A 24382-nucleotide genomic window follows, 5' to 3' on the forward strand; every position below is an offset into this window, starting at 1 on the left:
GCCATAAAATTGTTAAGGAAATATCGTAACGTCCATTCGGACGGTCGCTATATTTTACGGCGATGCAGCAATTATTTCGCTGGCGCAGCAAAGCCGACTTTAAAACGGTTGCATCGCCAAAGTCTCTCACATCAGTAGTTGCTTTTTTAGGCGTAGCGGGGTACGTTTCCTTGCTTGGTTGTAAGTATTAACTTGTTCAAATTTAGAGGGTGGGCATATGAAATCGATCACATATCTATTGTCTTCAGTTCTAGTTGCGTTTGTCATGGCTTGTCTTGCCACGCCGGCGTCCGCGCAGGCAACCCGGACATGGGTTTCCGGTGTTGGCGACGACGCCAATCCCTGCAGCCGCACCGCGCCTTGCAAGACCTTCGCCGGTGCTATCTCGAAAACCGCAGCCGGCGGCGAAATCAACTGCATCGATCCAGGCGGCTTCGGCGGAGTGACGATCACCAAATCGATGACGATCGCCTGCGAGGACGTTGAGGCGGGCGTGTTGAATGCGTCGACGAACGGCGTGATCATCAACGCGCTGGCGACGGACATCATCGTTCTTCGCGGTCTCGATATCGACAGCGCGACGGCTGGACCCGGTCTCAATGGTATCCGGTTTCTTGCCGGCGCCGCTCTGCATGTCGAAGATTGTGTTATTCGCGACAACACGGCTGCCGCGCCGAACGGCAACGGCATCTTGTTCGCACCGTCGGGCACAGCCGAACTTTATGTCAGTGCCTCGTTCATCACCGGCAACAATGACGGCATTCATATCCAGCCGACCGGAGCTGGTGTTGCCAAGGTGATCATCGATGGTTCGACCATCGAAAACAACAATTTGGCCGGTGTGAAGGCTGACGGCACGAGCAACACGGGCGGCTCCAACACGACGATCGTAAATAGCAACGTGTCGGGCAATACCAACGCCGGCATCAGCATATTCAATCCAGTCGGCGGGCCGGTGATCAGCATGATGGTTGATGGCGTTGCTGTTGCCAACAACGGCGCGGTCGGCGGCCTGCGTGCCGACGGCGCCAATGCGACCATCCGCGTCGGCCGCTCGACGATCTCTGGCAACGGCACCGGCACGGTCATCCTCAATGGCGGTGTGATCTCGTCCTACGGTACCAACCAGCTCAACGGCAACACCGCTGACGGTCCCAATCCGCCGACCATTGCCGAGAAATAGCTGCTGAAACAGCTCCCGATAGCAACGCTTGGCGCGGTCAAACCGCGCCAAGCGCGTTTGTAGCGGCTGCACGCCCAGCCGGCTTGAATGCATCACCGGCCGGGTCCCGGAGTGGATGCTATCCGCGTGGATGCTATCCGCTGTCGTTGCAGGGTTGCCGATCGCCAGCCTGTTGACCGCGATCCGCGAGGCAGGGGCACGCCAGGTCTCCCCGGCATGGCGTGAATGACCGCCTGACAAAACCGACCAAAAGCGATGTCTTGCCGAGCGCCGGAATTGTCGGCTCGCTCCGCCGTGCTGCCGCTATGGCCATTGCAATCCGCCTCGTGGATCGCGTTGCCGCTCGAGAAACATTTCATGTAAAACATCTTGGTCTAGTTGCCTTTTTGCGGGCAGAAAGATAAAGGCCAATTGCCTATTCGCAAAATAATTACTTGTTTCTAAATGGGGGTACGAAGATGAAAATTCTTGGATACATAATCTATTCTGTTTTACTCAGCATAGTAGTGACTTGTCTCGTCACGCCTGCTTTCGCGCAAGCGGACCGCACATGGGTTTCCGGCGTTGGCAATGACGCCAATCCGTGCAGCCGAACGGCACCTTGCAAGACCTTCGCCGGTGCGATCTCGAAAACTGACGCCGGCGGCGAAATCAACTGCATCGATCCAGGTAACTTCGGCACGGTGCAAATCAAGAAATCACTCACGATCGCTTGCGAGGACTTCGAGGCAGGCACCTTGGAGAGTGCTACGACGACTGGGCTGATCGTCAATGCAGCGGCGACCGACATCATCGTTCTTCGCGGCCTGCATTTCGACAGCACGCCGGCTGCACCCACTCTTCATGGAATTCAGTTTCTTGCGGGCGCTGCGTTGCATATCGAGGATTGTGTCGTTCGTGACAGCACCAGCGCGGGGAAGGGCAACGGCATTTTGTTCGCACCGTCGGGAACGTCCGAACTTTATGTCAGCAACTCCGTCATCACCGGCAACAATGACGGCATTCACGTCCAGCCGACCGGAACCGGGATTGCCAAGGTTGTCATCGAGCACTCTTCGATCGAGAACAACAACCTTGCCGGGGTGAAGGCAGACGGAACCAACAACACCGGTGGCAGCAACATAACCATTGTGAACAGCAATGTTTCGGGCAACACCAACGCCGGCATCAGCATTCTTGATCCGGTCGGGGGGCCGGCCATCAACATCATGGTTGACGGCGTTGCGGTGGCCAACAATGGAGCAAGCGGCGGCCTGCGGGTCGACGGCGCCAATGCGACCATCCGCGTCGGCCGCTCGACGATCTCGGGCAATGGCACCGGCACGGTCATCGTCAACGGCGGTGTCATTTCGTCCTATGGCACCAACCAGCTCAACGGCAACACTGCTGACGGTCCCAATCTGCCGACCATTGCGCAGAAATAGGTGCAGAGACAGCTCCGGATAACAACGCTTGGCGCGGTAAAACCGCGCCAAGCGCGTTTGTAGTGGCTGGACGCCCAGCCAGCATGATTGCATGCTGGTCCGGTCCCGCAGCGATGCTGCGGCCCCGCGGTCATTGTCGATTGCCTGCCCTGATGACCGCGATCTCGAGCCAAGCAGGGCGTGGTAGACGGCCAGACTATAAGTGGCTGACAGCCAGATTATAAAACAACCAAAAGCGATGTCTTGCCAAGAGCGCACGATTGTCGGCTCGCGCCGCCGTGCCGCCGGTATGGCCATCGCGATCCCCCCATGGATCGCCCTGTCGCCCGAGGAACAGAAATGACTTCGGGCAAAAATACCATGGTCTAGTTGCGTTTTAAGCGTGGCATGCTAGATTTGTACTGTTTCATTGCAAATAATCATCTGTTCACCATTGAGGGGTAAGAAGATGAGTAAAATTGTATACATGATATCTTCGATTTTAGTCGCCTTAGTAATGACTTGTCTCGCCACGCCTGCCTCCGCGCAAGCGACCCGAACATGGGTTTCCGGCGTTGGCGATGACGTCAATCCCTGCAGCCGAACGGCGCCTTGCAAGACCTTTGCCGGCGCGATCTCGAAAACTGCCGCCGGCGGTGAAATCAACTGCCTCGATCCAGGTGGGTTCGGCGCTGTGACAATCACCAAATCAATGACCATCGGTTGTGAGGATGTCGAGGGAGGCATAACGAATGGGACGACGAATGGCGTGGTCGTCAACGCGGCGGCGACCGACGTCGTCGTTCTTCGCGGTCTTGATATCGACAGCGGGATACCTTCGCCTGGTCCCGGTCTCAACGGCATTCGGTTTATTGCGGGCGCTGCGTTGATTGTCGAGGAGTGTGTCATTCGTGACAACACCCTCGCCGCGCCGAACGGCAACGGCATCTTGTTCGCACCGTCTGGAACGTCCGAGCTTTATGTCAGCAACTCGTCCATCACCGGCAACAATGACGGCATTCACATCCAGCCGACCGGATCCGGCGTTGCCAAGGTCGTCATCGACAATTCTTCGATCGAGAACAACAACCTTGCGGGGCTGAAGGCGGACGGAACGAGCAACACCGGTGGCAGCAACATAACCGTTGTGAACAGCAATGTTTCTGGTAACACCAATGCCGGCATCAGCATATTTAATCCGGCTGCCGGACCGGCCATCAACATCATGGTCGACGGCACTGCCGTGGCCAACAACGGAGCGGCGGGCGGCCTGCGCGCCGACGGCGCCAACGCCACCATCCGGGTCGGCAGATCGACGATCTCCGGCAATACGACGGGTACGGCCATCGTCAATGGTGGTGTCATTTCGTCCTATGGCACCAATCAGCTCAACGGCAACACGGCCGACGGTCCGAACCCGCCAACCATCGCGCAGAAATAGGTTCGCACATTGCAGCGCTTCGCGCGGGACCACCCGCGCGAAGCAAGCAATCGAGGGCTTGTTAGCGTCTTCAAATTCTGCATCTTTGCCACCAGGCGCCGATGACAATGGCTGGACGTTTCAGCCAAAGCATGCCCGTCGGGGCCTGGAGTGATGCGATGGCCCGAAGCCGTCTTCCAACTTTGCTGACCGTGTGCCTGCTGGCAGGATTGAACACAGCCGCCGCTCAAGGGCTGCTGGGTCCGCCGCCCGCAAACGCCCCGGCAGAGACAGCGCCGGGCGGCCCACCGCCCGCAAATCCACCCGGTAATGCGGTGGAGCCGGCGAAGCCACCCCTGGCATGGCCACCATCCGAGCCGGCCGCGCCCGTGTTGCCGGGCTCGCCCACGGCTGTGGTGAAGCCGTTCTATGAACATCTCGGGCTGGAGCTCGATCCGACCCAGCGCAAGAACTTCGTCGATCCGGCCAAGACCGTGCTCGACAAGAGCGATGCGCTGCGGGCGTCGGGGCAGGGCGAATGCCTCGACCCCAACATGGCGCTCGACAATGCCGATTACGACAAGCTGGCAATTGACAAGAGCCTGAAGAGCATCGAGGCCGTCAACGGCGACCAGGCCAAGGTGGTGGTGGCCTTCGTCGTCGAAGGCAATCAGCACCGGCTGGAGTGGAAACTGAAGAAGGTGGACGGCGCCTGGAAGATATCCGACCTGCTCTCGGTGACGGGCGAATGGGCGCTCAGCCAGTATCAGTGCGAATGAGCCGCCGATCGCGTCCGGGTGAGCGGCAATGAAGCTTCGCGTTTTGCTCGCGATCGTGCTGGTCGGGCTCGCCGCTGCCGGTGGCGCCTTCTACTGGCACATCGGCACCATGCTGATCGCGCGCGAGCCCCGGCAAGCTCTGGCGCCGCCGGGTGACCTGCCGGTCGAGCGCGTCGTGCTCAACCAGGCCGGCGCGCCCCAGCTTGTCGGCTGGGTGGCAGATCGAATAGGCGGTTGCGGCGCGATCGTCCTGCTGCACGGGCGCGGCGCCAACAGGCTCGCTTTGGTGCAAAGAGCGAAACTCTTGTTCGATGCCGGCTACTCCATCGTCCTGTTCGATCTGTCCGGGCATGGTGAGAGCGGCGGCAGTGTCCAAGGCTTCGGCTACAGCGAAAGCCAGGATGCAGTGCGCATCATGGCCTTTGCGCGGCAACGTTTCCCTGGCGAGAGGCTTGGCGCTGTCGGCTCGTCGCTGGGCGCCGCTGCCTTCGTCTTTGCAGCACAGCAAGCGCCTGCCGATGCCTATGTGCTGGAGCAGCTTTACGCCAGTTTGCGCGAGACAACGGCATGGCGCATGCCTTTCCATTTCTGGCGCGGGGTCCAGGCCGATGTGCTTTTGACACAGATGCCGCTTCGTCTCGGGGTGAGCGCCGACGACGTCAGGCCGGTTGATCGCCTCGGCAAGATCGGCGCGCCGCTGATGCTGCTGGCGGGCAGCATCGATCCCTTCATCGATCGCGGCCAGGTGCTGGCGCTACACAACGCTGCCGCCGGCTCGCAACTGGTCTGGTTCGAAGGGGCAGGCCATGTCGACCTTTTGCGCTACGATCAGCCGCGCTACCGGGATGCAGTGCTTCCCTTCCTGGCGGCAAAGCTCTGTCGGACCGGTGCCGCCAATGGCTGACGCCCGTTCAGCCGCGGCCGCGATAGGGGGCAACGCCGGTGTCGGGCAGCCAGGCGCCTTCCGGCGGCGCGCCGGTTTGCCAGAACACATCGATCGGAATGCCGCCGCGCGGATACCAATAGCCGCCTATGCGCAACCATAGCGGCTTGGTCGCGGCCACAATGCGCCGGCCGATCATCACGGTACAGTCTTCATGGAAAGCGCCATGGTTGCGAAACGAGGTCATGAACAGCTTGAGCGACTTCGATTCCACAAGCGCGGCATCGGGGGCGTAATCGATGACGATATGGGCGAAATCCGGCTGGCCGGTGACCGGGCAGAGCGAGGTGAATTCCGGGCAGGTGAAGCGCACGATGGCAGGCGGCCCGTCGCCGCGCTGGAACGGCACGGTCTCCAGGACCGCAGTTTCGGGGCTCTGTGGCGCCTCGACGTGAGCGCCGAGCTGGGTGAGGGTTTTGGTATCGATCATAAGCGGTTGTCCTTGGATTTTCCGCGCTCATTAGCATCGGACCGAAAAGTGTGCAGCGGTTTTCGGACAAATCCGATGCTTAATATAAGAACTGGAGCAGCGCATGCTGCCCCAACACAAAATGAAAAAGCAGGAAGACGATGACCTCCAACGATCCGCTTCTCCAGCCCTATCAGCTCAAGCACTTGACGCTGAAGAACCGGGTGATGTCGACCAGCCATGAGCCGGCCTATTCCGAGGACGGCATGCCGAAACAGCGCTATCGGCTCTACCATGCCGAAAAGGCGAGGGGCGGCATGGCGCTGACCATGACCGCCGGCTCGGCGATCGTCTCGCGCGACAGTCCGGCCGCGTTCGGCAATCTTCATGTCTATGACGACCGCATCGTGCCGTGGTTGGCCGAGCTTGCCGACGCCTGCCACGAGCATGACTGCAAGGTGATGATCCAGATCACCCACCTTGGCCGCCGCACCGGCTGGAACAAGGCCGACTGGCTGCCGGTTTTGTCGGCCTCGCCGGTGCGTGAGCCGGCGCATCGCGCTTTCCCAAAAGCCATTGAGGATTGGGACATCGAGCGCATCGTCGCCGACTATGCGTCGGCTGCGCAGCGCTGCCAGGCGGCCGGCCTCGACGGCATCGAGTTCGAATCCTACGGCCATTTGATGGACGGCTTCTGGTCTCCGGCGACAAACCAGCGCGATGACGAGTTCGGCGGTTCGCTCGACAACCGGCTGCGCTTCACCGACATGGTGCTGGATGCGGTACGGGCGGCGGTCGGCGAAAAATTCGTCGTCGGCATCCGTATGGTCGCCGACGAGGATTTTGAAAAGGGCCTGTCGAAAGCGGAGGGCGTCGAGATCGCCAAGCGGCTGGCGGCCTCCGGCAAGGTCGACTTCCTCAACATCATCCGAGGCTCGATCGAGACGGACGCGGCACTGACCAAGGTCATCCCGGTGACCGGCATGCGCTCTTCGCCGCATCTCGATTTCGCCGGCGAGGTGAGGGCGGCGACGAAGTTCCCGACCTTCCATGCGGCGCGCATTTCCGACGTCGCCACCGCGCGCCATGCCATCGCCACCGGCAAGCTCGACATGGTCGGCATGACCCGCGCCCACATCGCCGATCCGCATATCATCAAGAAGATTATGGAAGGCCGCGAGCACGAGATCCGCCCCTGCGTCGGCGCCACCTATTGCCTCGACCGCATCTATGAAGGCGGCGAAGCGTTGTGCGTCCACAATGCGGCGACCGGTCGCGAGGCCGAAATTCCGCACATCATCGCCAGGACCGAAGGGCCGAAGCGGAAAGTCGTCGTCGTTGGCGCCGGCGCCGGTGGGCTGGAGGCAGCCCGTGTCATGGCCGAACGCGGCCATGACGTCACGGTGCTCGAGGCCTCTGGTCAGGCCGGCGGACAGGTTCGGCTGGCAACGCAGAACCCGCGCCGCAAGGAGCTGATCGGCATCATCGACTGGCGGCTGGCCGAACTCGACCGGCTCGGCGTCGAGATCCGCTACGACACCTGGGCCGAGCAGGACGATGTGCTGGCGCTGGCGCCTGATGTGGTGGTGATCGCCACCGGTGGCCTGCCGCAGAACCCGCCGCTGACATCGGGCGACAATCTCGTGACTTCGAGCTGGGACATCATGGCCGGCAGCGTCAAGCCGGCGGAGAACGTGCTGCTCTTCGACGACAATGGCGGCCACCAGGGCATGGGCGCAGCCGAGCTGATCGCCAATGCCGGGTCAAAACTGGAGCTGGTTTCGCCGGAACGCTTCTTCGCCCCGGAAATGGGCGGCATGAACCACGTGCCCTATATGCGCGCCTTCCAGGAAAAGGGCGTCACCATCACCATCAACACCAGGCTGCGTTCGGTGCGGCGCGAGGGCAATCAGCTGGTCGCCGAATTGGCCTCCGACTTCGCCGATGGCTGGCGCGGCGAAAGGCGGGTCGACCAGGTGGTGGTCGAGCATGGCACGGCGCCGCTCGACGACCTCTATCTCGCGCTGAAGCCGCTGTCGAAAAACCGTGGCGCGGTCGACTATGAGCGGCTGGTCGGCGGCGGCGATATTTTTCCTCTACGCAACCCCGAAGGCGGATTCGTGCTGTTGCGCATCGGCGACGCCGTCGCCTCGCGCAACATCCACGCCGCCATCTATGACGGCATCAGGTTCGGCTTGCGGGTTTAGGCCTTACAAGCCGTCCTACGGCTTGTTCCAAAGGTCGATCTCACCCTTCCGGCGGTTCTTCAACCCTGCCAGAACCTTGCCCTTGGACTTGACCCATTTCATGAATTCGGCGGGCACCTGATCGAACTTGTTCTCATTGATGCGGTTCAATAGACCGGTCCCTGCCAGCCTGCCGGTGTTGAACTTGAATGAAACCAGGGCGTCGAACTGGTGCTGCGTCAATGGCACCTTGACCGCCGCGTTCACCGCGTCCACGGCCGGACCGAGATCGTTTGCCAGAATGCTTGTGGCCTTGGCTTCGGTGATCTTCAGGCCCAGCACCATCTTGATCGGGTCCGCGGCCGCCTTGGTGTGTCCATAGCCGATGGTAAGCGTACCTTTGACCGGCCCGCCGTTCCATTCCTTGGTCGGCTTTACCAGGTCGTCATAGATGAAGGCGACAAAAGCCTCCCACTTCTTGATGAAGTCCACGCCCACAGTGCTGATTTTCTTTGCCATGATATCCCCCTTTGATTCTGGTGCCATGCAAGCACCGTCGCCCGTTTACTGCACATTGCTGAGAAGGGTTCTGCTCTTCCAGGCCAAATCAGGGATTTTCGACCGCGAACCAAGTAGGCCGTTGCATTGCAGATCAATTGCCTGAAAAGACCAATTGAAAATCTACACCGAAATTGTCGGCCGTAAAGTATTAGGCTGAGATTGAGTGTGATTTTCTACCAGCACTCTTCGGCTACCTCGGGTGGGTGCGAGTTCGATGGCAGTCGGCGCCCGATGGGTGGCGCGCAGCCAAACCTCTGTGCGGAGAGCCACCTTGCACATCCGTCCGAGCTGCGCGCCGCGTACGCCGCCGGCTCGAGCCAAGCGACGTACGATGCAGGATGCTTCAACCGGGAGATAACGCGGCAGAGCTCAAATCATCCTGGCGGTCGCCATGCAAAGTACGGTGAGCACCAGGAGCCAGGCGGAAATGCGTTCACCGCCGGCCATTTTGGCGCGCAAAGCCCTCTCTGTGGCGGCGTCCGCGCCCGCGAGCTGCCGGCTGGTCTTGCGAACCACGACGCTGAGAACGCCGGCAGCTGCGAAGGCGGCCAGGATGCCCAGCGCCAGCACCATTTCCATCGAGCCGAAATAGGCGCCATGGAAGAAATACCAGAGCAGCGCGCCGGTCACGAACACCACGCCGGCCGAGCCCATTTGCGGCTGGATGAAGCGCTCCGCCTTGATCTCGGGATCGCGGGCAAGCGTTATTGTGGTGCCGGCCCAGAACACGCCGGCCATGACATGAAGGCCGATAACGACGATGTAGACATATTGCATGGTTCCTCCTTGCCCCGCCCCGCATGTCATTCGATGCTGTGCATTCAGTTAGATATCGAATGATTTGATGTCAATGCGTAATGCCTCGTTCCCTCGCTCGGTGCCTTGTTCTACTGTCGACTCATGACTCCCTTTGACCGCCCGCCCGTCGGCATGAATCTCGCGCGTACATCCAAGCTGGTGGCGCAGGCCTTCGAGGCCGCAATGGTCGAGGCCGGCGGCACACTGCCGGTGTGGCTGACCCTGCTTTCGGTCAAGTCAAGCGAACTCGCCAATCAGCGCGAGCTTGCCGGCATGATCGGCATCCAGGGCGCGACGCTGACCCATCATCTCAACGCCATGGAGGCGCAAGGCCTGCTGACGCGCCGCCGCGATCCCGACAACCGCCGGGTTCACGTCGTCGAGCTGACTGAGGCTGGCGAAGCAATGTTCCTGAAACTGCGCGCGGCGGCCCTTGTCTTCGACAAGCGGCTGCGCGCCGGGCTGCCGGACGACAGGCTGGCGGAGTTCGCCGAGGTGCTGGCGGCGCTGCGGGCCAATGTCAAGGCGTAAGGCCGGTCAGGTACTATGCGGCGCAGATCGCGACCGCGATCTGGCTGCTCCCAATCGGCCACTCGAATCGGCAGCCGGGTTTCGCATGCCGATCAATTTGCGGGAATGTTGCGGTTTGCCATGCAATCTCGCAGCCGAGCGTCGCCTCCCCATTGGGCATAAGCACTCGCGGCGTCGGCGATGACCTTGTTCGCATCAAAAGGCCTGGAAATCTGTCCTTTCCCGAAGAAAATCCACAAGGCGCTTCTACCGTCGATGATGCCGGTAAACCGCTCTGCGCGCGTTATTGGGTCCTTGATCGCCAGGCCTGCAGCCAGCCGCGCCAGTGCCGGTGTCCCTTCGCCGATCCTCGGTCCATTGTCGCCGACGACGAAAGGAACCGCCGGCGCACCGGCTCTTCGTGTGTCAACCAAAACACCGAAGCTGCCGAGTTTCACCCCCATACGCTCCAGATTGGTGCCGCCTGGAATTACCCCAGCCGGAATCTGCAAGGCATTAATGTAACGACGCTGGTCGTTCGCGGAAAAGGCGGGATCCTCAAGACTTGTCGGCGACACAAAGAAACCTGAGCCGTCTGACTGTTCTACCGGCACGACACCCTTTACGCGATGTCCGCCGACGGTCACCGAACCCGTACCCAGAATGCCAAACCATCTTACCGCGCCAACAGATGGATCATTCCAGCCGGCTGCCTTGATCCTGCGGACATCGTCCATAAAGGCGCCCGTGCAGGTGGCGTTATCCTTGGAGCCCGAGTACGAACTGCCATCAGGAAGATAGACTGAGCCCGCGTTGCAGAGATGGATCAGCGCGCCTGCACTTGCGTTGCCCAGGTGATACGCCTTTCCGTAGCCATCGATATTGATGTTGAGCTTCGATTTGATCGCGACGGCGCCGTCGGTGAGGTGAAGGACCCTCTGCGAATTGACCCTTTCGATTTCGCCGCTACATTCTGCGAATGCAGATGCTCCGGATAGAAACCAGATCGTCACGAACAAACTTAGGGCGTATCGCATTTCAGAGCCTCCGGATGTTATCGACGTTGGGTGCTGGAAAGTGCACAGAGCAGCCGCTGAACCAGAGCAGAGAGTTCACCGGCACCGAATAGCGTGAGCAACGGTTGCGCCAGCTTGATGCCGTTCTTGAGGTTCGACTTGGTTTCGGCAAGCACAGATGATGCTGTCATCGAGACGACAAGCGTCATCAATATCAGAAATGAATTATACAAATCACCCCCACAAGACTTCTTGCAGCCCTATCCCCAATTCCCGACGCTACTCCCGTCTGCAAATGGAATCGAGTCATCTTGTTCGGAAGGTGAAAAAAATATTGGTCGTGCTATCCAAGTGCTGGTTGAGCGGCCGCCATTCCAGCGTGGCTGCATCCTGGTGTGGCTTGTCACGGTTGGCTGAAAGCCGCGCCTTCGGAACGACCCTTCAACATCTGAAATGCAAATGTGGTTCTACGCCAGATTGCCCTGCAGCACCTTGAGCTTGGCTTTCTTCGGGCTGCGCGCCAGGAGCCATTCGCGCGCCTTGTCCTGCGGCATCGGGAAGGCGATGGAATAGCCCTGCACCTGGTCGCAGCCGATCGCCATCAGCGAATCGAGTTCGGCTTCGGTTTCCGCACCCTCGGCGACGATCGAGATGCCGAGGCCACGCGCCAGCTCGGTGATGGCGCGCACGATCTTGCTGTTGTCGCCATTCTCGTTGATGTTCTGGACGAAGCGGCGGTCGATCTTCAGGCGGTCGATCTCGTTCGGATTGACGTGGCTGAGCGACGCATAGCCGGTGCCGAAATCGTCGAGCTCGAGATGCACGCCGGCAGCGCGGATGTGGCGCAGCTTGGCCGCGATGCCGGTCTTCTCGTCGTCGAGAATGACGGATTCGACGATTTCCAGCGACAGTTTCTCCGGCTTCAGGCCAGCCTTTTCCAGCGTGGCGAACAGGAAGCGGTCGAAGTCCGGCTCGCGCAACTCGGTGCCGGATACGTTGACGGCAAGCCGCCCGAAGGCAATGCCGGCGCGATCCCATTCGGCTGCCTGCTCGATCGCCTTGGCAAAGACGATGCGGCCGATCTCGGGCATGAAGCCGCATTTTTCGGCGACGGGAATGAACTCGCCCGGCGAGATCATGCCGCGTTCGGCGTGCTTCCAGCGCACCAGCGCCTCGATGCCGCTGATGGCGCCATTGGTCAGCGACACCTGTGGCTGGAAATAGACCTGGAAGGCTTTCTCCGAAATGGCGACCTTGATGTCGTGCTCGAGCTGCTTGCGGTAATCGAGCTCGCGCCTGAGCTCCTCGGAGAAGAACGAGAAGCTGCCGCCGCCGAGCTTCTTGGCGGAATAGAGCGCGAGGTCGGCGTGGACGAGCAGATCCGCCGCATTGTCGGCGTCGATCGGATAGACGGCAATGCCGGCGCTGGCGCCAGGAAGAATGGTCGTGCCCTGGAACATGATCGGTTCGTTGATCTGCTCGAGGATACGCCTGGCCAGCATGTTGATGTCCTCGGTGCCACCAGCGCCGTTGAGGATCATGACGAATTCGTCGCCGCCAAGGCGTGCGCACAGATCCGACGCGCGGCAGGAATCGCGCATGCGTTGCGCGGTGACGACCAGCACATAGTCGCCGGCGGCGTGGCCGAGCGTGTCGTTGATCTGCTTGAACCGGTCGAGATCGAGCTGGATCACCGCCAGCCTTTCACGCCGGCGATGCGCGCCCTTGATCAGCGTTTCGAAGTGATCGGTGAGGAAGGTGCGGTTGTGCAGGCCGGTCAGCCCGTCATGCACGGCGATGAAGGCCATTGAATTGCGGGCGTCGATAAGCTCATGCGTTTTGCGCAGGATCGCCTTCGACATCGGCCGGAAGATGAAAAGCGCGACCAGCACGATGACGCCGATGGTGGCGTAAAACAAGGTGCGGTGGAGATCGAGCAGCTTTTCCGACCGCTCGTCGGCGAAGGCGCTGATGCGCTGGCCAAGGGCGGCATAGCCCGACAGCGTCGCGTTGGCGACCGAGGCGTCAAGATTGACGCGCTCGCCGCCACCCTTGTAGGCGGCATTGCCGGCGAGCTGAGATTCAAAGGAAGAGATCAGCCTTTGGCCGTTGGCGATAAGCCCGACCGAGAAATAGTCGAGGTGGAACGGCTTGGCGAACAGCACGTTTTCGATCGATTTTGGATCGGACCGTGCCGGCGACTTGGGATCGGCCCCGGTCTGCTCGAGCAGCAGATCGTAATTCGTCTCGAACTCGGTGGTCGCTTGCTTCAGCGCAGAAACCAGGGCCGGCTGCTTGTCGCGCGAGGCGGAGCCGGTTGCACTTGCCAGGAAGACGATGCGCTGCGACAGCGCCTTCTGGGTGCTGACGATATCGAGCAGAGTGTGGTTGTGCTGTTGCGCCGCCATCATCTGCTGCAGCAGGATGAAGGAGGCCATCACCATGGCCGCGATGATGAACAGCGCCAGCCAGTAGCCGGTCTTGATCAGCAGGATGAGTTTGCCCGAGACGGTTTGCGCCGGCTGCTGCGACATATTCTAGGTGACCCCTCGGTCGAACGGACTTCCGCCACGGATTTATGGCGAGAAGACCATTGGCTTGAAAGGGTTAACAGGTCTCGAAACCGGCGGAATTGTTGCTTCAGCAGTAAACGAAAGCTGCCGAAATGGTTATCATGTTCTTTCACGGCATGGCCATATTCGTGCCCCTGCTACTCCAGCATGCTGGCCATGCGATCGGATCGCGCCAGGGTTGAGGCTGCGGCGCCACCGAAGCGGTCGCTTTTGCGGTGGATTTTTCACTCGGGGGGCGCGACAGTCGCCGCCAACCTCAATAGGACCTGATCATGAGCGCGGCATTCCTCTCCCACATCGACAACGAACTGCAAGGACTGAAATCCGCCGGGCTCTACAAATCCGAGCGGGTGATCACCTCGACGCAGTCGGCCGAGATCGAGGTCGGTGGCGACAAGGTGCTGAACTTCTGCGCCAACAACTATCTTGGCCTCGCCGACAGCGCCGAATTGCGCACCGCCGCCAAAGGCGCGCTCGACCGCTATGGCTACGGCATGGCTTCGGTGCGCTTCATCTGCGGCACGCAGGAAGAGCACAAGCAGCTTGAGGCCACGATTTCTTCCTTCCTCGACCTGGATGACACCATTCTTTATGGCTCCTGCTTCGACGCCAATGGCGGCCTGTTCGAAACGCTGCTCGGCGAGGAGGATGCGGTCATCTCCGATGCGCTGAACCACGCCTCGATCATCGACGGCGTGCGGCTGTCGAAGGCAAAGCGCTTCCGCTACGCCAACAACGACATGGCCGACCTCGAAGCAAGGCTGAAGGAAGCCAAGGATTGCCGCTTCCGGCTGATCGCCACCGATGGCGTGTTTTCCATGGACGGCATCATCGCCAATCTCAGGGGCGTCTGCGATCTCGCGGAAAAGTACGACGCCATGGTGATGGTCGACGACAGCCACGCCGTCGGCTTCGTCGGCAAAAACGGCCGCGGCTCGGCCGAGCATTGCGGCGTCGAGGGCAGGGTGGACATCATCACCGGTACGCTTGGCAAGGCGCTGGGCGGCGCGTCCGGCGGCTACACCTCGGGCAAAAGCCAGGTGGTCGACTGGCTGCGCCAGCGCTCGCGCCCCTACCTCTTTTCCAACACGCTGATGCCGGCGATCGCCGGCGCTTCGATCAAGGTGTTCGAGCTGATCCGCAATGGCGATGCCTTGCGCGAGCGCCTATATGCCAATGCGGCGCGATTCAGGTCCGAAATGGGCAAGCTCGGCTTCACGCTTGCCGGAGCCGATCATCCGATCATCCCGGTGATGCTGGGCGACGCCAGCCTGGCGCAGGAGATGGCGGCGCGGATGCTGAAGCGCGGCATCTATGTCATCGGCTTTTCCTTCCCGGTGGTGCCGAAAGGCCAGGCGCGCATCCGCACGCAAATGTCGGCGGCGCACTCCAGCGCCGACATCGACCGCGCCGTGGCGGCATTCGCGACGGTTGGCAAGGAACTGGGCGTCATTTCCTGAGCCGCCAAAAAGCGATTCCGGATCAAAGGATTCAAGGGACAAAAGCATGTCGAACATGATGAAGGCGCTCGTCAAAGCCAAGGCCGAACCGGGCATCTGGATGGAAGAGGTGCCGGTGCCGGAGATCGGCCCCAACGATGTGCTGATCAAGGTCAAGAAAACCGCGATCTGCGGTACCGACGTGCACATCTACAATTGGGATCAGTGGGCGCAGAAGACCGTGCCGGTGCCGATGGTGACCGGCCATGAATTCGTCGGCACGGTTGCCGATTTCGGCGCCGCGGTCACCGAATACAAGGTCGGCCAGCGCGTTTCGGGCGAGGGCCACATCGTCTGCGGCCATTGCCGCAACTGCCGCGCCGGGCGAGGGCATCTCTGCCGCAATACGCTCGGCGTCGGCGTCAACCGTCCCGGCGCCTTCGGCGAATATCTGGCGATCCCGCAGCACAATGTCGTGCCGATCCCCGACGATGTGCCCGACGAGATCGCCGCGATCTTCGATCCCCTGGGCAATGCCGTTCACACCGCTTTGTCCTTCGATCTGGTCGGCGAGGACGTGCTGGTCACCGGCGCCGGGCCGATCGGCATCATGGGCGCGCTGGTGGCGCAATGTGTCGGCGCGCGCAAGGTCGTCATCACCGACATCAATCCGGTGCGGCTGGCGCTGGCCAAGAAACTCGGCGTCCAGCATGTCGTCGATGCCTCGAAGGAAAAGCTTAGGGATGTCATGCCGGCGCTCGGCATGACCGAGGGTTTTGACGTCGGCCTCGAAATGTCGGGCGCCGCGCCCGCCTTCCGCGACATGATCGACACCATGAACAATGGCGGCAAGATCGCCATTCTCGGCATCGCGCCGACCGGCTTCGAGATCGACTGGAACAAGGTCATCTTCAAGATGCTGCATCTCAAGGGCATCTACGGCCGCGAGATGTTCGAGACCTGGTACAAGATGATCGCCCTGGTGCAGGGCCCGCTGGATGTGTCGGGCCTGATCACGCATCGCATTGGGATCGACGATTTCCAGACGGGGTTTGATGCGATGAGGAGCGGCAGTTCGGGCAAGGTTGTGATGGACTGGTAGGCGGGCCGAGTCGCGCCTCCTATTGGAGACGAGGGAGGGGACAGCACCCCCCTCTGGCCGGCAGGACAGGTGCGAAGGATCGCTACGGAACGGACAACGCCACTTCCAGTGCCGTCACACCGCTGACAATCGCCGCCCGCTCTTCCGCGCTCAGCCTCGCGAGCAATTCCCTCTCAAACGCCTTCGCCAGCGGCACCATCTCCCGATAGGCGGCGAGCCCCGCCTTCGTCAGCGCCAAGTGCTCCACACGCCGGTCGTTCTCATCAGGCGTGCGCGTCAGCCAGCGCCTTCGCTCGAGCTCGGCCACCGCCCGCGAAACCTTAGTCTTGTGCATAGCCGATTGTTCGCCGAGCGCCGTCGCCGTCATCGTGCCGCGCTGGCCCAGTCCTGAAAGCGTGCGCCATTCCGGCCGCGTCAGGCCGTGACGGTCGCGGTAGATTTTTGAAAATTCTCGGCTGACGGCGTCGGCAAACCGGTAGAGGCGGTAGGGCAAGAAGCTTTCGAGTTCGAGAACTTCAGGTTCCATCTGCGCACCTTGGATGCGTTCGCCGTTGATAGTTACATTTTCAATGGTTACAAATGAAACCAGTTTGGTCAATATCGCCGGCAGCCGCTCTTTCAAGGGGGCCGGGATCAGGGAGGATCGGATGACCTTTTCCTACATGCCGGGCTTCGGCAACGATTTTGAAACCGAAACCTTGCCCGGCTCGCTGCCGCAAGGGCGCAACTCGCCGCAACGGCCGGCCTACGGGCTCTATGCCGAGCAGCTTTCCGGCTCGCCCTTCACGGCCCCGCGCGGCACCAATGAGCGCTCCTGGCTCTACCGCATCCGGCCGAGCGTCAAGCACACCGGGCGGTTCAAGGCGGTGAACTATCCCTTATGGAAGACCGCCCCCAATGTCGGTGACCACGAGCTGGCGCTCGGCCAATACCGCTGGAACCCTGTGCCGATGCCGAAGGAGCCGACCGACTTCATCGCCGGCATGCGCACGATCACCACTGCCGGCGACGTGCTGGGCCAAAGCGGCATGGCGGCGCATGTCTATGTCGCCAACCGTTCAATGGTCGACGACCATTTCTTCAACGCTGATGGCGAGTTGCTTGTTGTGCCGCAGGTCGGCGCCTTGCGCTTCGTCACGGAGATGGGCGTCATTGAGCTTCGCCCTGGCGAGATCGCCGTCCTGCCGCGCGGTCTGGTCTTCAAGGTCGAACTCGTCGATGCCGAAGTGCGCGGCTATGTTTGCGAGAACTATGGCGCCAAGCTCACCATGCCCGACCGTGGCCCGATCGGCGCCAATTGCCTGGCAAATCCGCGCGACTTCAAGACACCGTGCGCCTGGTTCGAGGAGAAGGAGACGCCGTGCCGGCTGACGGTGAAATGGTGCGGGAATTTTCATGTCACCGAGATCGGCCATTCGCCGCTCGATGTCGTCGCCTGGCACGGCAACTATGCGCCCTATAAATATGATCTGGCGACGTTTTCGCCGGTCGGCGCCATCCTGTTCGACCACCCGGATCCGTCGATCTTCACCGTGCTGACGGCGCCGAGCGGCGAGGAAGGCACTGCCAACATCGACTTCGTCATCTTTCCGCCGCGCTGGCTGGTGGCGGAGGACACGTTCCGGCCGCCCTGGTACCACCGCAACATCATGAGCGAGTTCATGGGCCTGATCCATGGCCAGTACGACGCCAAGGAGGAAGGTTTTGTGCCCGGCGGCATCAGCCTGCACAATCTGATGCTGGCCCACGGCCCCGACGCACCCGGCTTCGAAAAGGCCTCGCGTGTCGAACTGAAACCGGTCAAGCTCGACAACACCATGGCCTTCATGTTCGAGACCCGATTCCCGCAAATGCTGACCCGCTACGGCGCCGAGCTTGAAACAAGGCAGGACAATTACATCGACTGCTGGGCCGATCTGAAGAAGCGTTTCAACGGCACGCCGGAGGGCGACTGGTCTTGAGGCTCGCCCTATGAGCGACCGGCTGGTGTGTCTCGGCTCCAAGGGCGGCCCGGCGCTGCGGCCGGGCGGACCGTGGCCGAGTTCGTCGCTGCTGGAGCTAGGCGGCCGAACCATTGTCGTCGATTGCGGGCTGGGCGTCACGCGCGGCCTGGTCGATGCCGGCATCAGCCTGAAGGCGCTCGACCTGATCTTCATCACCCATCTGCATTCCGACCATGTGCTGGAACTGGGGCCGCTGCTGCACACCGCCTGGACGGCCGGTCTCGCTAGTCCGGTGACGCTGTTCGGCCCGCCCGGCACCGGCCATTACTGGCGACGCTTCTGCCAGGCGATGGAGTTCGACATGGAAATCCGCATCGTCGACGAAGGCAGGCCGGATATCCGTGAACTGGTTTCGATCGTCGAATTCGGCGAAGGCGAGATTCTTGTACAAAGCGGCCTGAAAGTTTCGGCGCTGCGCGTCGACCATCCGCCGGTGACCGATTGTTTCGCGCTGCGCTTCGAGCATGGCGCAAAGAGCATCGTGTTCTCCGCCGACACCGCCTTCTTCCCGCCGCTCGCCGGTTTCGCCAGAGATGCCGACATTCTCGTTCATGAGGCCATGCTGGAAGAAGGCATCGAGCGTCTCGTCACCAGGACCGGCAATGGCGCGCGGCTGAAAGAGCATCTGCTCGCCAGCCACAGCTTTGCCGAGGAAGCCGGGCGTATTGCCAGCCATGCCGGGGTGAAGAGGCTGGTGCTCAACCACCTTATTCCGGCTGACGATGCCGAGATCGGTGAGGCCGATTGGGAGGCTGCCGTCAGGAAATCGTGGGCCGGTGACTTGACGATTGCCCGCGACGGCCTTGTTGTGGGGTTTCGGGAGTAGCGATGGCCGACGACGAGCTTTGGGAAGAGGTGCGCAAATCCGGGGAGGCATCCTGGGCGCAGCTCTCTCTGTTTCTCGAACCAGTGGAGGACTTGCCGTCCTTTGTCCGCTTCATCGATGCGCTGCGAAAGGACCGCGAGGACGCCGACCGCAAGGAGGACGCGAGGCCCGGACCATCCGACCCGGGCTGGAATGGCTGGTACAACGGGTCGGTAGCTGCTTTTCTTGAAGCGGCGGTCGCCTGCGTCCAAGACAATGGGCCGGAATTTCTAGCTGACGAAAACCCCTGGAAAGCCGCAGCCAGAATTCTCTATGCCGGCAAATGTTACGAATAACCGCAAAACTACGAATAATCATTGGGAGGACGCATGAAGCTTGCCACATTGAAGGACGGGACGCGCGACGGAAAACTCGTCGTTGTCTCGCGTGACCTGACGCGCTTCACCGACGCCTCGTTCCTGGCGCGAACGCTACAGGCCGCGCTTGACGACTGGCAGCGGATTTCGCCGCATCTGGCGACCATCGCTGAATCGCTGGAGAACAATGCTGTGCCTTCGGCGCGTTTCCATGAGCATGACGCCCATTCGCCGTTGCCGCGCGCCTATCAATGGGCCGACGGTTCGGCCTATGTGAACCATGTCGAACTGGTGCGCAAAGCCCGCGGCGCCGATATGCCGGCCAGTTTCTGGACCGATCCGCTGATCTATCAGGGCGGCTCGGATTCCTTCATCGCGCCGCGTGAGCCGATCCGCATGGCCGACGAAGCCTATGGCATCGACATGGAGGCGGAGGTCGCCGTCATCGTCGACGATGTGCCGATGGGCGCCAGTATCGACCAGGCGCGCGCCGCGATCCGCCTGGTCATGCTGGTCAATGACGTGACGCTGCGTGCGCTGACCGGTCCCGAACTTGCCAAGGGGTTCGGCTTCTTCCAGTCAAAGCCGTCTTCGGCATTCTCGCCGGTGGCGGTAACGCCGGACGAACTCGGCGACGCCTGGGATGGCGGCAAGGTCAGCCTGCCGCTGCTCGCCGACCTCAACGGCAAGCCGTTCGGCCGCGCCAATGCCGGCGTCGACATGACCTTCGATTTCCCGGCTCTGATTGCCCATGCCGCCAGGACAAGGCCGCTGATCGCCGGCACCATCATCGGCTCCGGCACCGTCTCCAACAAGCTGGATGGCGGGCCGGGCAAGCCGGTGTCGGCGGGCGGCGCCGGCTATTCCTGCATCGCCGAACTGCGCATGATCGAGACCATCGAATCGGGCGAACCCAAGACGCCATTCCTGCGCTTTGGCGATACGGTGCGTATCGAGATGAAGAATAAGAGTGGAAACTCGATCTTCGGCGCCATCGAGCAGAAGGTCGAGAAGTACCAGCCATAACAGGGGAACCATGCAATGACGGGCGAGGCGTTCTATCTGTTGGCCGGCGTCTGGGCGCTTGGCATTCTGGTGGTGTTCATCCAGGCTATCCGGCTGAGCTACCGCATCGAGGCGCGCTCGCCCGATCTGACCAACCGCAGCGGCTACCCGCGCAAGGCGATGATGTTCCACACCATCACCAACACCAATGTGGCGCGGGATGAGGAGACGCAGGCCATGCGCCGGCGCATGAACCGGCTTTTGCTGATCGTTGTCGCCGGTTTCGCGATCATGGCGGCAGGCATTGGCCTGGTCAGGCGAATGAACTCGTGACCCTGCTCGAGCATCTGCGCCGCATGGCCGGCAACAATCTCTGGTCGAACGATCGGCTCTACCGCGCCGTGCTGCAGCTCAAGCCCGGCGAATTCGAGGCCGAGCGCACCAGCTTCTTCCCGTCGATCAAGGCGACGCTCAACCACATCCTTGCGGTCGACCATCTCTATCTCGATTTCCTGGAAGAGGGCGGCGTTGGCGCTGCCGCCCATGACGACTACGTGCCGTTCGATGAGCCGCAGGCGCTGTTTGCCGCCCAGATCGCGGCCGACCGGCGTCTGATCGCCTTTTGCGAGAAGCTGTCGGAGGATGATCTCGACCGCCGCGTCATCACCGACCGGCGTGAGGACGGCATGATCCCCGAAAGGATCGGCGACATCCTTGCCCACGTCTTCCTGCACGACATCCATCATCGCGGCCAGGTGCACGCCATGCTCTCCAGCACCTCGGTCGCACCACCGCAGTTGGACGAGTTTCTGCTCGACTATGATTTGAAGGTGAGGAAGGAAGAGGTCATGCGGCTGGGATTGTGATCGACATTCCGATATTCGCGCCGCCCCTCATTGCCCGGCAGGCAGGTGAGGGGCAGCTCGGCGTTGGCAATTTTTGGCGTTACGCCGCCTTGCCGTCCACCTTGATCACGCCGCGCTTGATCTGGTCCTGTTCGATCGATTCGAACAGAGCGCGGAAGTTGCCTTCGCCAAAACCTTCGTCGCCCTTGCGCTGGATGAATTCGAAGAAGATCGGGCCGATCACGGTTTTGGAGAAGATCTGCAGCAGGATCTTGGTCATGCCGCCGTCGACCACGCCTTCGCCGTCGATCAGGATGCCGTGCTTCTTCATCCGCTCGATCGGCTCGTCATGGCCGTTCACCCTGTTGTACGACATGTCGTAATAGGTCTCCGGCGGACCGGGCATGAATTTCAGCCCGTTGTCGGCAAGCTTGTCGGTGGCTGCGTAGATCTCGTCGGTGCCGACGGCGATGTGCTGGATGCCTTCGCCATTGTACTTCTTCAGATACTCGGCGATCTGGCTGGTCTCGTCCTTGGATTCGTTCAGCGGAATGCGGATCTTGCCGCAGGGCGAGGTGATGGCGCGGCTGACCAGGCCGGTGATCTTGCCGTCAATGTCGAAGAAATGGATCTGCTTGAAGCCGAACAGCTCGCGATAAAAGTCCCACCATTTGTCCATCTGGCCGCGATAGACATTGTGGGTGAGGTGGTCGAGGAAATAGAAGCCGACGCCTTGCGGCCGCGGGTCGCGTTCGCCCAGCCATTCGAACTCGGCATCATAGGCCGAGCCCTTCTTGCCATAGGCGTCGATGAAATAGAGCAGCGAGCCGCCAATGCCGACGATCGCCGGCACATCGAGCGCCTTGTCATTGCCTTCGTAAGGCGTGGCGCCTTTCGACACCGCATGGTCGAAGGCATGTTTTGCGTCGACAACACGCCAGGCCATCGAGGCCGCACAGGGGCCATGCTTGTCGACGAACTTCATCGCATGCGAGCCCGGCTCGGCATTGACGACATAGTTGATGTCGCCCTGGCGCCAGACGGTGATGTCCTTTGTGCGGTGCTTGGCCACCGCGACATAGCCCATGCGGGTGAACAGTTCGGCAAGCTTCTGCGGCTCCGGATGCGCGAACTCGACGAACTCGAAACCGTCGGTGCCGGCCGGGTTTTCCTTGCTGATTTTTGCGGGCGGGGCGTCGTGCGGGAAGGGACCCATGGCATTCCTCCAAACGGATGGTGGCCGCATCGGACCACGAGATGACAGATGATAGCGCGAAGTGGCCGCACGGTGCTTGCATTCAAACGCTTGAAATGATCATCTCATGCGTAATTTATGCATGATTGGAGACAAATCCATGGATGACGCGCGCATCGACCAATTCGACCGCAAGATAATGGCTCTTTTGCAGGGCGACGCGCGGCTCACTAACAACGACCTCTCGGAACGAGTGAACCTGTCGGCATCGCAATGCTCGCGCCGCCGCCAGCGCCTGGAGGAAGACGGCTACATCAAGGGCTATCGCGCCGTGCTCGACCGCGACAAGCTCGGCTTCTCGCTGGTCAACGTCATCTCGGTGACATTGGCCACCCACAACCGCGACAATGCCAGGCGCTTCGGCGAACTCTTGGCGCGGTTGCCCGAAGTGCAGGAGGCGCATGCGCTGACCGGCGAGATGGATTATATATTGAAAGTGGTGACGCCCGATCTCAAATCCCTCTCGGAGTTCGTCAACGGTGTACTCCTGCCGCACGAATCCGTGCAGCATGTGAAGACGGCAATCGTGCTGGAGACATTGAAGGAAACCGGCGCGCTGCCGATTTGAGTTTCTTAGATTCCATTGGATGCGCTGGCGGGACAGCACCCCCCTCTGGCCTGCCGGCCATCTCCCCCGCAAGGAGGGAGATCAGCAGCGTTGCCGACGACACTCATTCTACAAAGTCGGCGATTGGCGAAAGCGAAGGCGACATCCAATCTCCCCCCTTGCGGGGGAGATGTCCGGCAGGACAGAGGGGGGTGTGGCGGATCGCCAGCCCCGGTAATCCTTCAGCTCTTCGACTGCTGGATCAGCCCATAAAGATTGGTGCACCGCGCTCCAGATCGGCAATAAGCAAACACCGGGCCTTCGAGCGCGTCGAGCGCCTCGGCCTGGTCCTCGACATTCTCGGCCGTGATCTGGCCGCTGATCACCGGGATGTAGCGGAAGGCAAGGCCGGCGGCTTCGACTGCGGCCTTGACGCTGTCGGCTGAGGGTTGGCCGGGCTGCTCGTCGTCCGGCCGGTTGCAGATCACGCTCTTGAAGCCGGCCTCCTTGATGGCGGCGGCATCTTCGGGCTGGATCTGGCCCGATACCGAATAATCCTCGCTGATTTCGCGATATTCCATGGCTCTAATCCTCGCAATCTGATTTGGCGCAGAGTCTTGCCACTCTCGAGCGAGGTCGGCAATCCGCGCCGGAAAGAAATCCCTCGACGCAGATAGACATTTGCGGCCCAAGATCCAACCCAGGCTCAAGAGGTTTCGCGCTGTTGGCCTTGCCCGCAGCCGGCGCCAACTCTAAACAGGCGCCACCGACAACAGGAAGGAACCTCCCATGAGCATTCGTCGCATCGATGTTGGCCCGCGCATGAGCCAGATCGTCATCCACGGCAACACCGTCTACCTGGCCGGCCAGGTCGGGACGCCCGGCGCCAGCGTTGGCGAACAGACCAAGTCGATCCTGGCCACCATCGACGAACTGCTGGCCAAGGCCGGCACGGACAAGACCAAGATCCTGCAGGCGATCATCTGGCTGGCCGACATGGGCACTTTCGCCGAGATGAACAAGGAATGGGACAAGTGGGTGCCGCAGGGCAACACGCCGGCCCGCGCTACGGGTGAGGCCAAGCTCGCCGGCCCGGAATATGTGGTCGAGATCATTATTACGGCTGCGATTTAAGGCGCTGCGCCGACCTTTCCTTCTCCCCTTGTGGGAGAAGGTGGCCGAGCGAAGCTCGGTCGGATGAGGGGTGTTGGAAGGATCGCTGC

26 protein-coding genes are annotated in these 24382 nt (G+C 61.2%); 17 read left to right on the top strand and 9 right to left on the bottom strand.

From position 1 onward, the window contains the following. The first annotated feature begins 265 nt into the window (after window positions 1–265). From AC1DYC_RS03245 to AC1DYC_RS03265, 5 genes are all read left to right on the top strand, one after another. The gene (locus AC1DYC_RS03245) at window positions 266–1183 is read left to right on the top strand and encodes a right-handed parallel beta-helix repeat-containing protein (RefSeq protein ID WP_477403931.1); all 918 of its coding nucleotides are present in this window, start codon (window positions 266–268) and stop codon (window positions 1181–1183) included. 683 nt (window positions 1184–1866) lie between these two features. After that, window positions 1867–2607, top strand: a complete 741-nt coding sequence (locus tag AC1DYC_RS03250) for a right-handed parallel beta-helix repeat-containing protein (protein ID WP_477403933.1) — start codon at window positions 1867–1869, stop codon at window positions 2605–2607. Window positions 2608–3073: 466 nt separating this feature from the next. After that, window positions 3074–4027, top strand: a complete 954-nt coding sequence (locus AC1DYC_RS03255) for a right-handed parallel beta-helix repeat-containing protein (protein ID WP_477403935.1) — start codon at window positions 3074–3076, stop codon at window positions 4025–4027. A 158-nt stretch (window positions 4028–4185) separates the two neighbouring features. Then, on the top strand, window positions 4186–4785 hold the full coding sequence (locus tag AC1DYC_RS03260) for a YqhG/Tai3 family protein (protein WP_477408149.1): 600 nt from the start codon (window positions 4186–4188) through the stop codon (window positions 4783–4785). Window positions 4786–4813: 28 nt separating this feature from the next. After that, window positions 4814–5689 carry an alpha/beta hydrolase gene (locus tag AC1DYC_RS03265; RefSeq protein WP_477403937.1) on the top strand — a complete coding sequence of 292 codons (876 nt, stop codon included), beginning with the start codon at window positions 4814–4816 and terminating at the stop codon, window positions 5687–5689. A gap of 7 nt (window positions 5690–5696) precedes the next feature. On the opposite strand, the gene queF is transcribed toward AC1DYC_RS03265, so the two are convergent. Then, the gene (gene queF / locus AC1DYC_RS03270) at window positions 5697–6158 is read right to left on the bottom strand and encodes a preQ(1) synthase (protein ID WP_477304490.1); all 462 of its coding nucleotides are present in this window, start codon (window positions 6156–6158) and stop codon (window positions 5697–5699) included. Window positions 6159–6298: 140 nt separating this feature from the next. Between queF and AC1DYC_RS03275 the strand changes: the two genes are divergently transcribed. Further along, window positions 6299–8344: an oxidoreductase gene (locus AC1DYC_RS03275; protein WP_477403939.1), complete on the top strand. Its 2046-nt coding sequence runs from the start codon at window positions 6299–6301 to the stop codon at window positions 8342–8344. Window positions 8345–8359: 15 nt separating this feature from the next. Here AC1DYC_RS03275 and AC1DYC_RS03280 read toward each other — a convergent pair whose 3' ends face one another. Beyond that, window positions 8360–8842, bottom strand: a complete 483-nt coding sequence (locus AC1DYC_RS03280; protein ID WP_477403941.1) for a lysozyme — start codon at window positions 8840–8842, stop codon at window positions 8360–8362. Window positions 8843–9253: 411 nt separating this feature from the next. After that, window positions 9254–9661 (bottom strand): hypothetical protein, encoded by a 408-nt coding sequence (locus AC1DYC_RS03285; protein ID WP_477403943.1) that lies wholly within the window; start codon window positions 9659–9661, stop codon window positions 9254–9256. A 153-nt stretch (window positions 9662–9814) separates the two neighbouring features. On the opposite strand from AC1DYC_RS03285, the gene AC1DYC_RS03290 reads away from it, so the two are divergent. After that, window positions 9815–10213 carry a MarR family winged helix-turn-helix transcriptional regulator gene (locus tag AC1DYC_RS03290; RefSeq protein ID WP_477403945.1) on the top strand — a complete coding sequence of 133 codons (399 nt, stop codon included), beginning with the start codon at window positions 9815–9817 and terminating at the stop codon, window positions 10211–10213. 92 nt (window positions 10214–10305) lie between these two features. On the opposite strand, the gene AC1DYC_RS03295 is transcribed toward AC1DYC_RS03290, so the two are convergent. The 3 genes from AC1DYC_RS03295 to AC1DYC_RS03305 form a co-directional block, all read right to left on the bottom strand. After that, window positions 10306–11229 (bottom strand): hypothetical protein, encoded by a 924-nt coding sequence (locus AC1DYC_RS03295; protein WP_477403947.1) that lies wholly within the window; start codon window positions 11227–11229, stop codon window positions 10306–10308. A 17-nt stretch (window positions 11230–11246) separates the two neighbouring features. After that, a complete protein-coding gene (locus tag AC1DYC_RS03300) occupies window positions 11247–11417 on the bottom strand; it encodes a hypothetical protein (protein WP_477403949.1) in 171 nt (56 codons plus the stop codon). A 258-nt stretch (window positions 11418–11675) separates the two neighbouring features. Further along, complete coding sequence (locus tag AC1DYC_RS03305; RefSeq protein WP_477403951.1) at window positions 11676–13742, bottom strand: putative bifunctional diguanylate cyclase/phosphodiesterase; 2067 nt, start codon at window positions 13740–13742, stop codon at window positions 11676–11678. A gap of 311 nt (window positions 13743–14053) precedes the next feature. Between AC1DYC_RS03305 and AC1DYC_RS03310 the strand changes: the two genes are divergently transcribed. Next, window positions 14054–15241: a glycine C-acetyltransferase gene (locus AC1DYC_RS03310; RefSeq protein ID WP_477403953.1), complete on the top strand. Its 1188-nt coding sequence runs from the start codon at window positions 14054–14056 to the stop codon at window positions 15239–15241. A 46-nt stretch (window positions 15242–15287) separates the two neighbouring features. Then, a complete protein-coding gene (gene tdh / locus AC1DYC_RS03315; RefSeq protein WP_023672918.1) occupies window positions 15288–16322 on the top strand; it encodes an L-threonine 3-dehydrogenase in 1035 nt (344 codons plus the stop codon). Between the two features lie 82 nt (window positions 16323–16404). Here tdh and AC1DYC_RS03320 read toward each other — a convergent pair whose 3' ends face one another. Beyond that, complete coding sequence (locus AC1DYC_RS03320; protein ID WP_477408151.1) at window positions 16405–16848, bottom strand: MarR family winged helix-turn-helix transcriptional regulator; 444 nt, start codon at window positions 16846–16848, stop codon at window positions 16405–16407. Window positions 16849–16969: 121 nt separating this feature from the next. Between AC1DYC_RS03320 and hmgA the strand changes: the two genes are divergently transcribed. Genes hmgA through AC1DYC_RS03350 form a run of 6 tightly spaced genes read left to right on the top strand, consistent with a single transcriptional unit; the run spans window position 16970 to window position 21378 of the window. After that, window positions 16970–18283, top strand: coding sequence for a homogentisate 1,2-dioxygenase (hmgA, locus tag AC1DYC_RS03325; RefSeq protein WP_477403955.1), 1314 nt, complete (start codon window positions 16970–16972; stop codon window positions 18281–18283). Between the two features lie 10 nt (window positions 18284–18293). Next, entirely contained in the window at window positions 18294–19151 is an 858-nt protein-coding gene (locus AC1DYC_RS03330) for an MBL fold metallo-hydrolase (RefSeq protein ID WP_477403957.1), read from the top strand. Between the two features lie 2 nt (window positions 19152–19153). Continuing rightward, window positions 19154–19486 carry a hypothetical protein gene (locus AC1DYC_RS03335; protein ID WP_477403959.1) on the top strand — a complete coding sequence of 111 codons (333 nt, stop codon included), beginning with the start codon at window positions 19154–19156 and terminating at the stop codon, window positions 19484–19486. 33 nt (window positions 19487–19519) lie between these two features. Beyond that, window positions 19520–20533, top strand: a complete 1014-nt coding sequence (locus AC1DYC_RS03340) for a fumarylacetoacetate hydrolase family protein (protein ID WP_477403961.1) — start codon at window positions 19520–19522, stop codon at window positions 20531–20533. A 15-nt stretch (window positions 20534–20548) separates the two neighbouring features. Continuing rightward, window positions 20549–20845 (top strand): hypothetical protein, encoded by a 297-nt coding sequence (locus tag AC1DYC_RS03345; RefSeq protein WP_477403963.1) that lies wholly within the window; start codon window positions 20549–20551, stop codon window positions 20843–20845. Then, a complete protein-coding gene (locus AC1DYC_RS03350) occupies window positions 20842–21378 on the top strand; it encodes a DinB family protein (protein WP_477403965.1) in 537 nt (178 codons plus the stop codon). Before AC1DYC_RS03345 ends, AC1DYC_RS03350 begins: the two co-directional genes overlap by 4 nt. Window positions 21379–21457: 79 nt before the next feature. On the opposite strand, the gene hppD is transcribed toward AC1DYC_RS03350, so the two are convergent. Then, window positions 21458–22573 (bottom strand): 4-hydroxyphenylpyruvate dioxygenase, encoded by a 1116-nt coding sequence (gene hppD / locus AC1DYC_RS03355; RefSeq protein WP_477304466.1) that lies wholly within the window; start codon window positions 22571–22573, stop codon window positions 21458–21460. A gap of 139 nt (window positions 22574–22712) precedes the next feature. On the opposite strand from hppD, the gene AC1DYC_RS03360 reads away from it, so the two are divergent. Next, a complete protein-coding gene (locus tag AC1DYC_RS03360; protein ID WP_181061738.1) occupies window positions 22713–23180 on the top strand; it encodes an Lrp/AsnC family transcriptional regulator in 468 nt (155 codons plus the stop codon). Window positions 23181–23401: 221 nt separating this feature from the next. Here the strand turns inward: AC1DYC_RS03360 and AC1DYC_RS03365 are convergent, their stop codons facing one another. Then, window positions 23402–23740 (bottom strand): protein tyrosine phosphatase family protein, encoded by a 339-nt coding sequence (locus AC1DYC_RS03365; RefSeq protein WP_477403966.1) that lies wholly within the window; start codon window positions 23738–23740, stop codon window positions 23402–23404. Between the two features lie 208 nt (window positions 23741–23948). Between AC1DYC_RS03365 and AC1DYC_RS03370 the strand changes: the two genes are divergently transcribed. Next, on the top strand, window positions 23949–24293 hold the full coding sequence (locus tag AC1DYC_RS03370) for a RidA family protein (RefSeq protein WP_142869644.1): 345 nt from the start codon (window positions 23949–23951) through the stop codon (window positions 24291–24293). Window positions 24294–24382: the final 89 nt, after the last annotated feature.

It is taken from the genome of Mesorhizobium sp. P2_E7 (genome assembly GCF_056403855.1).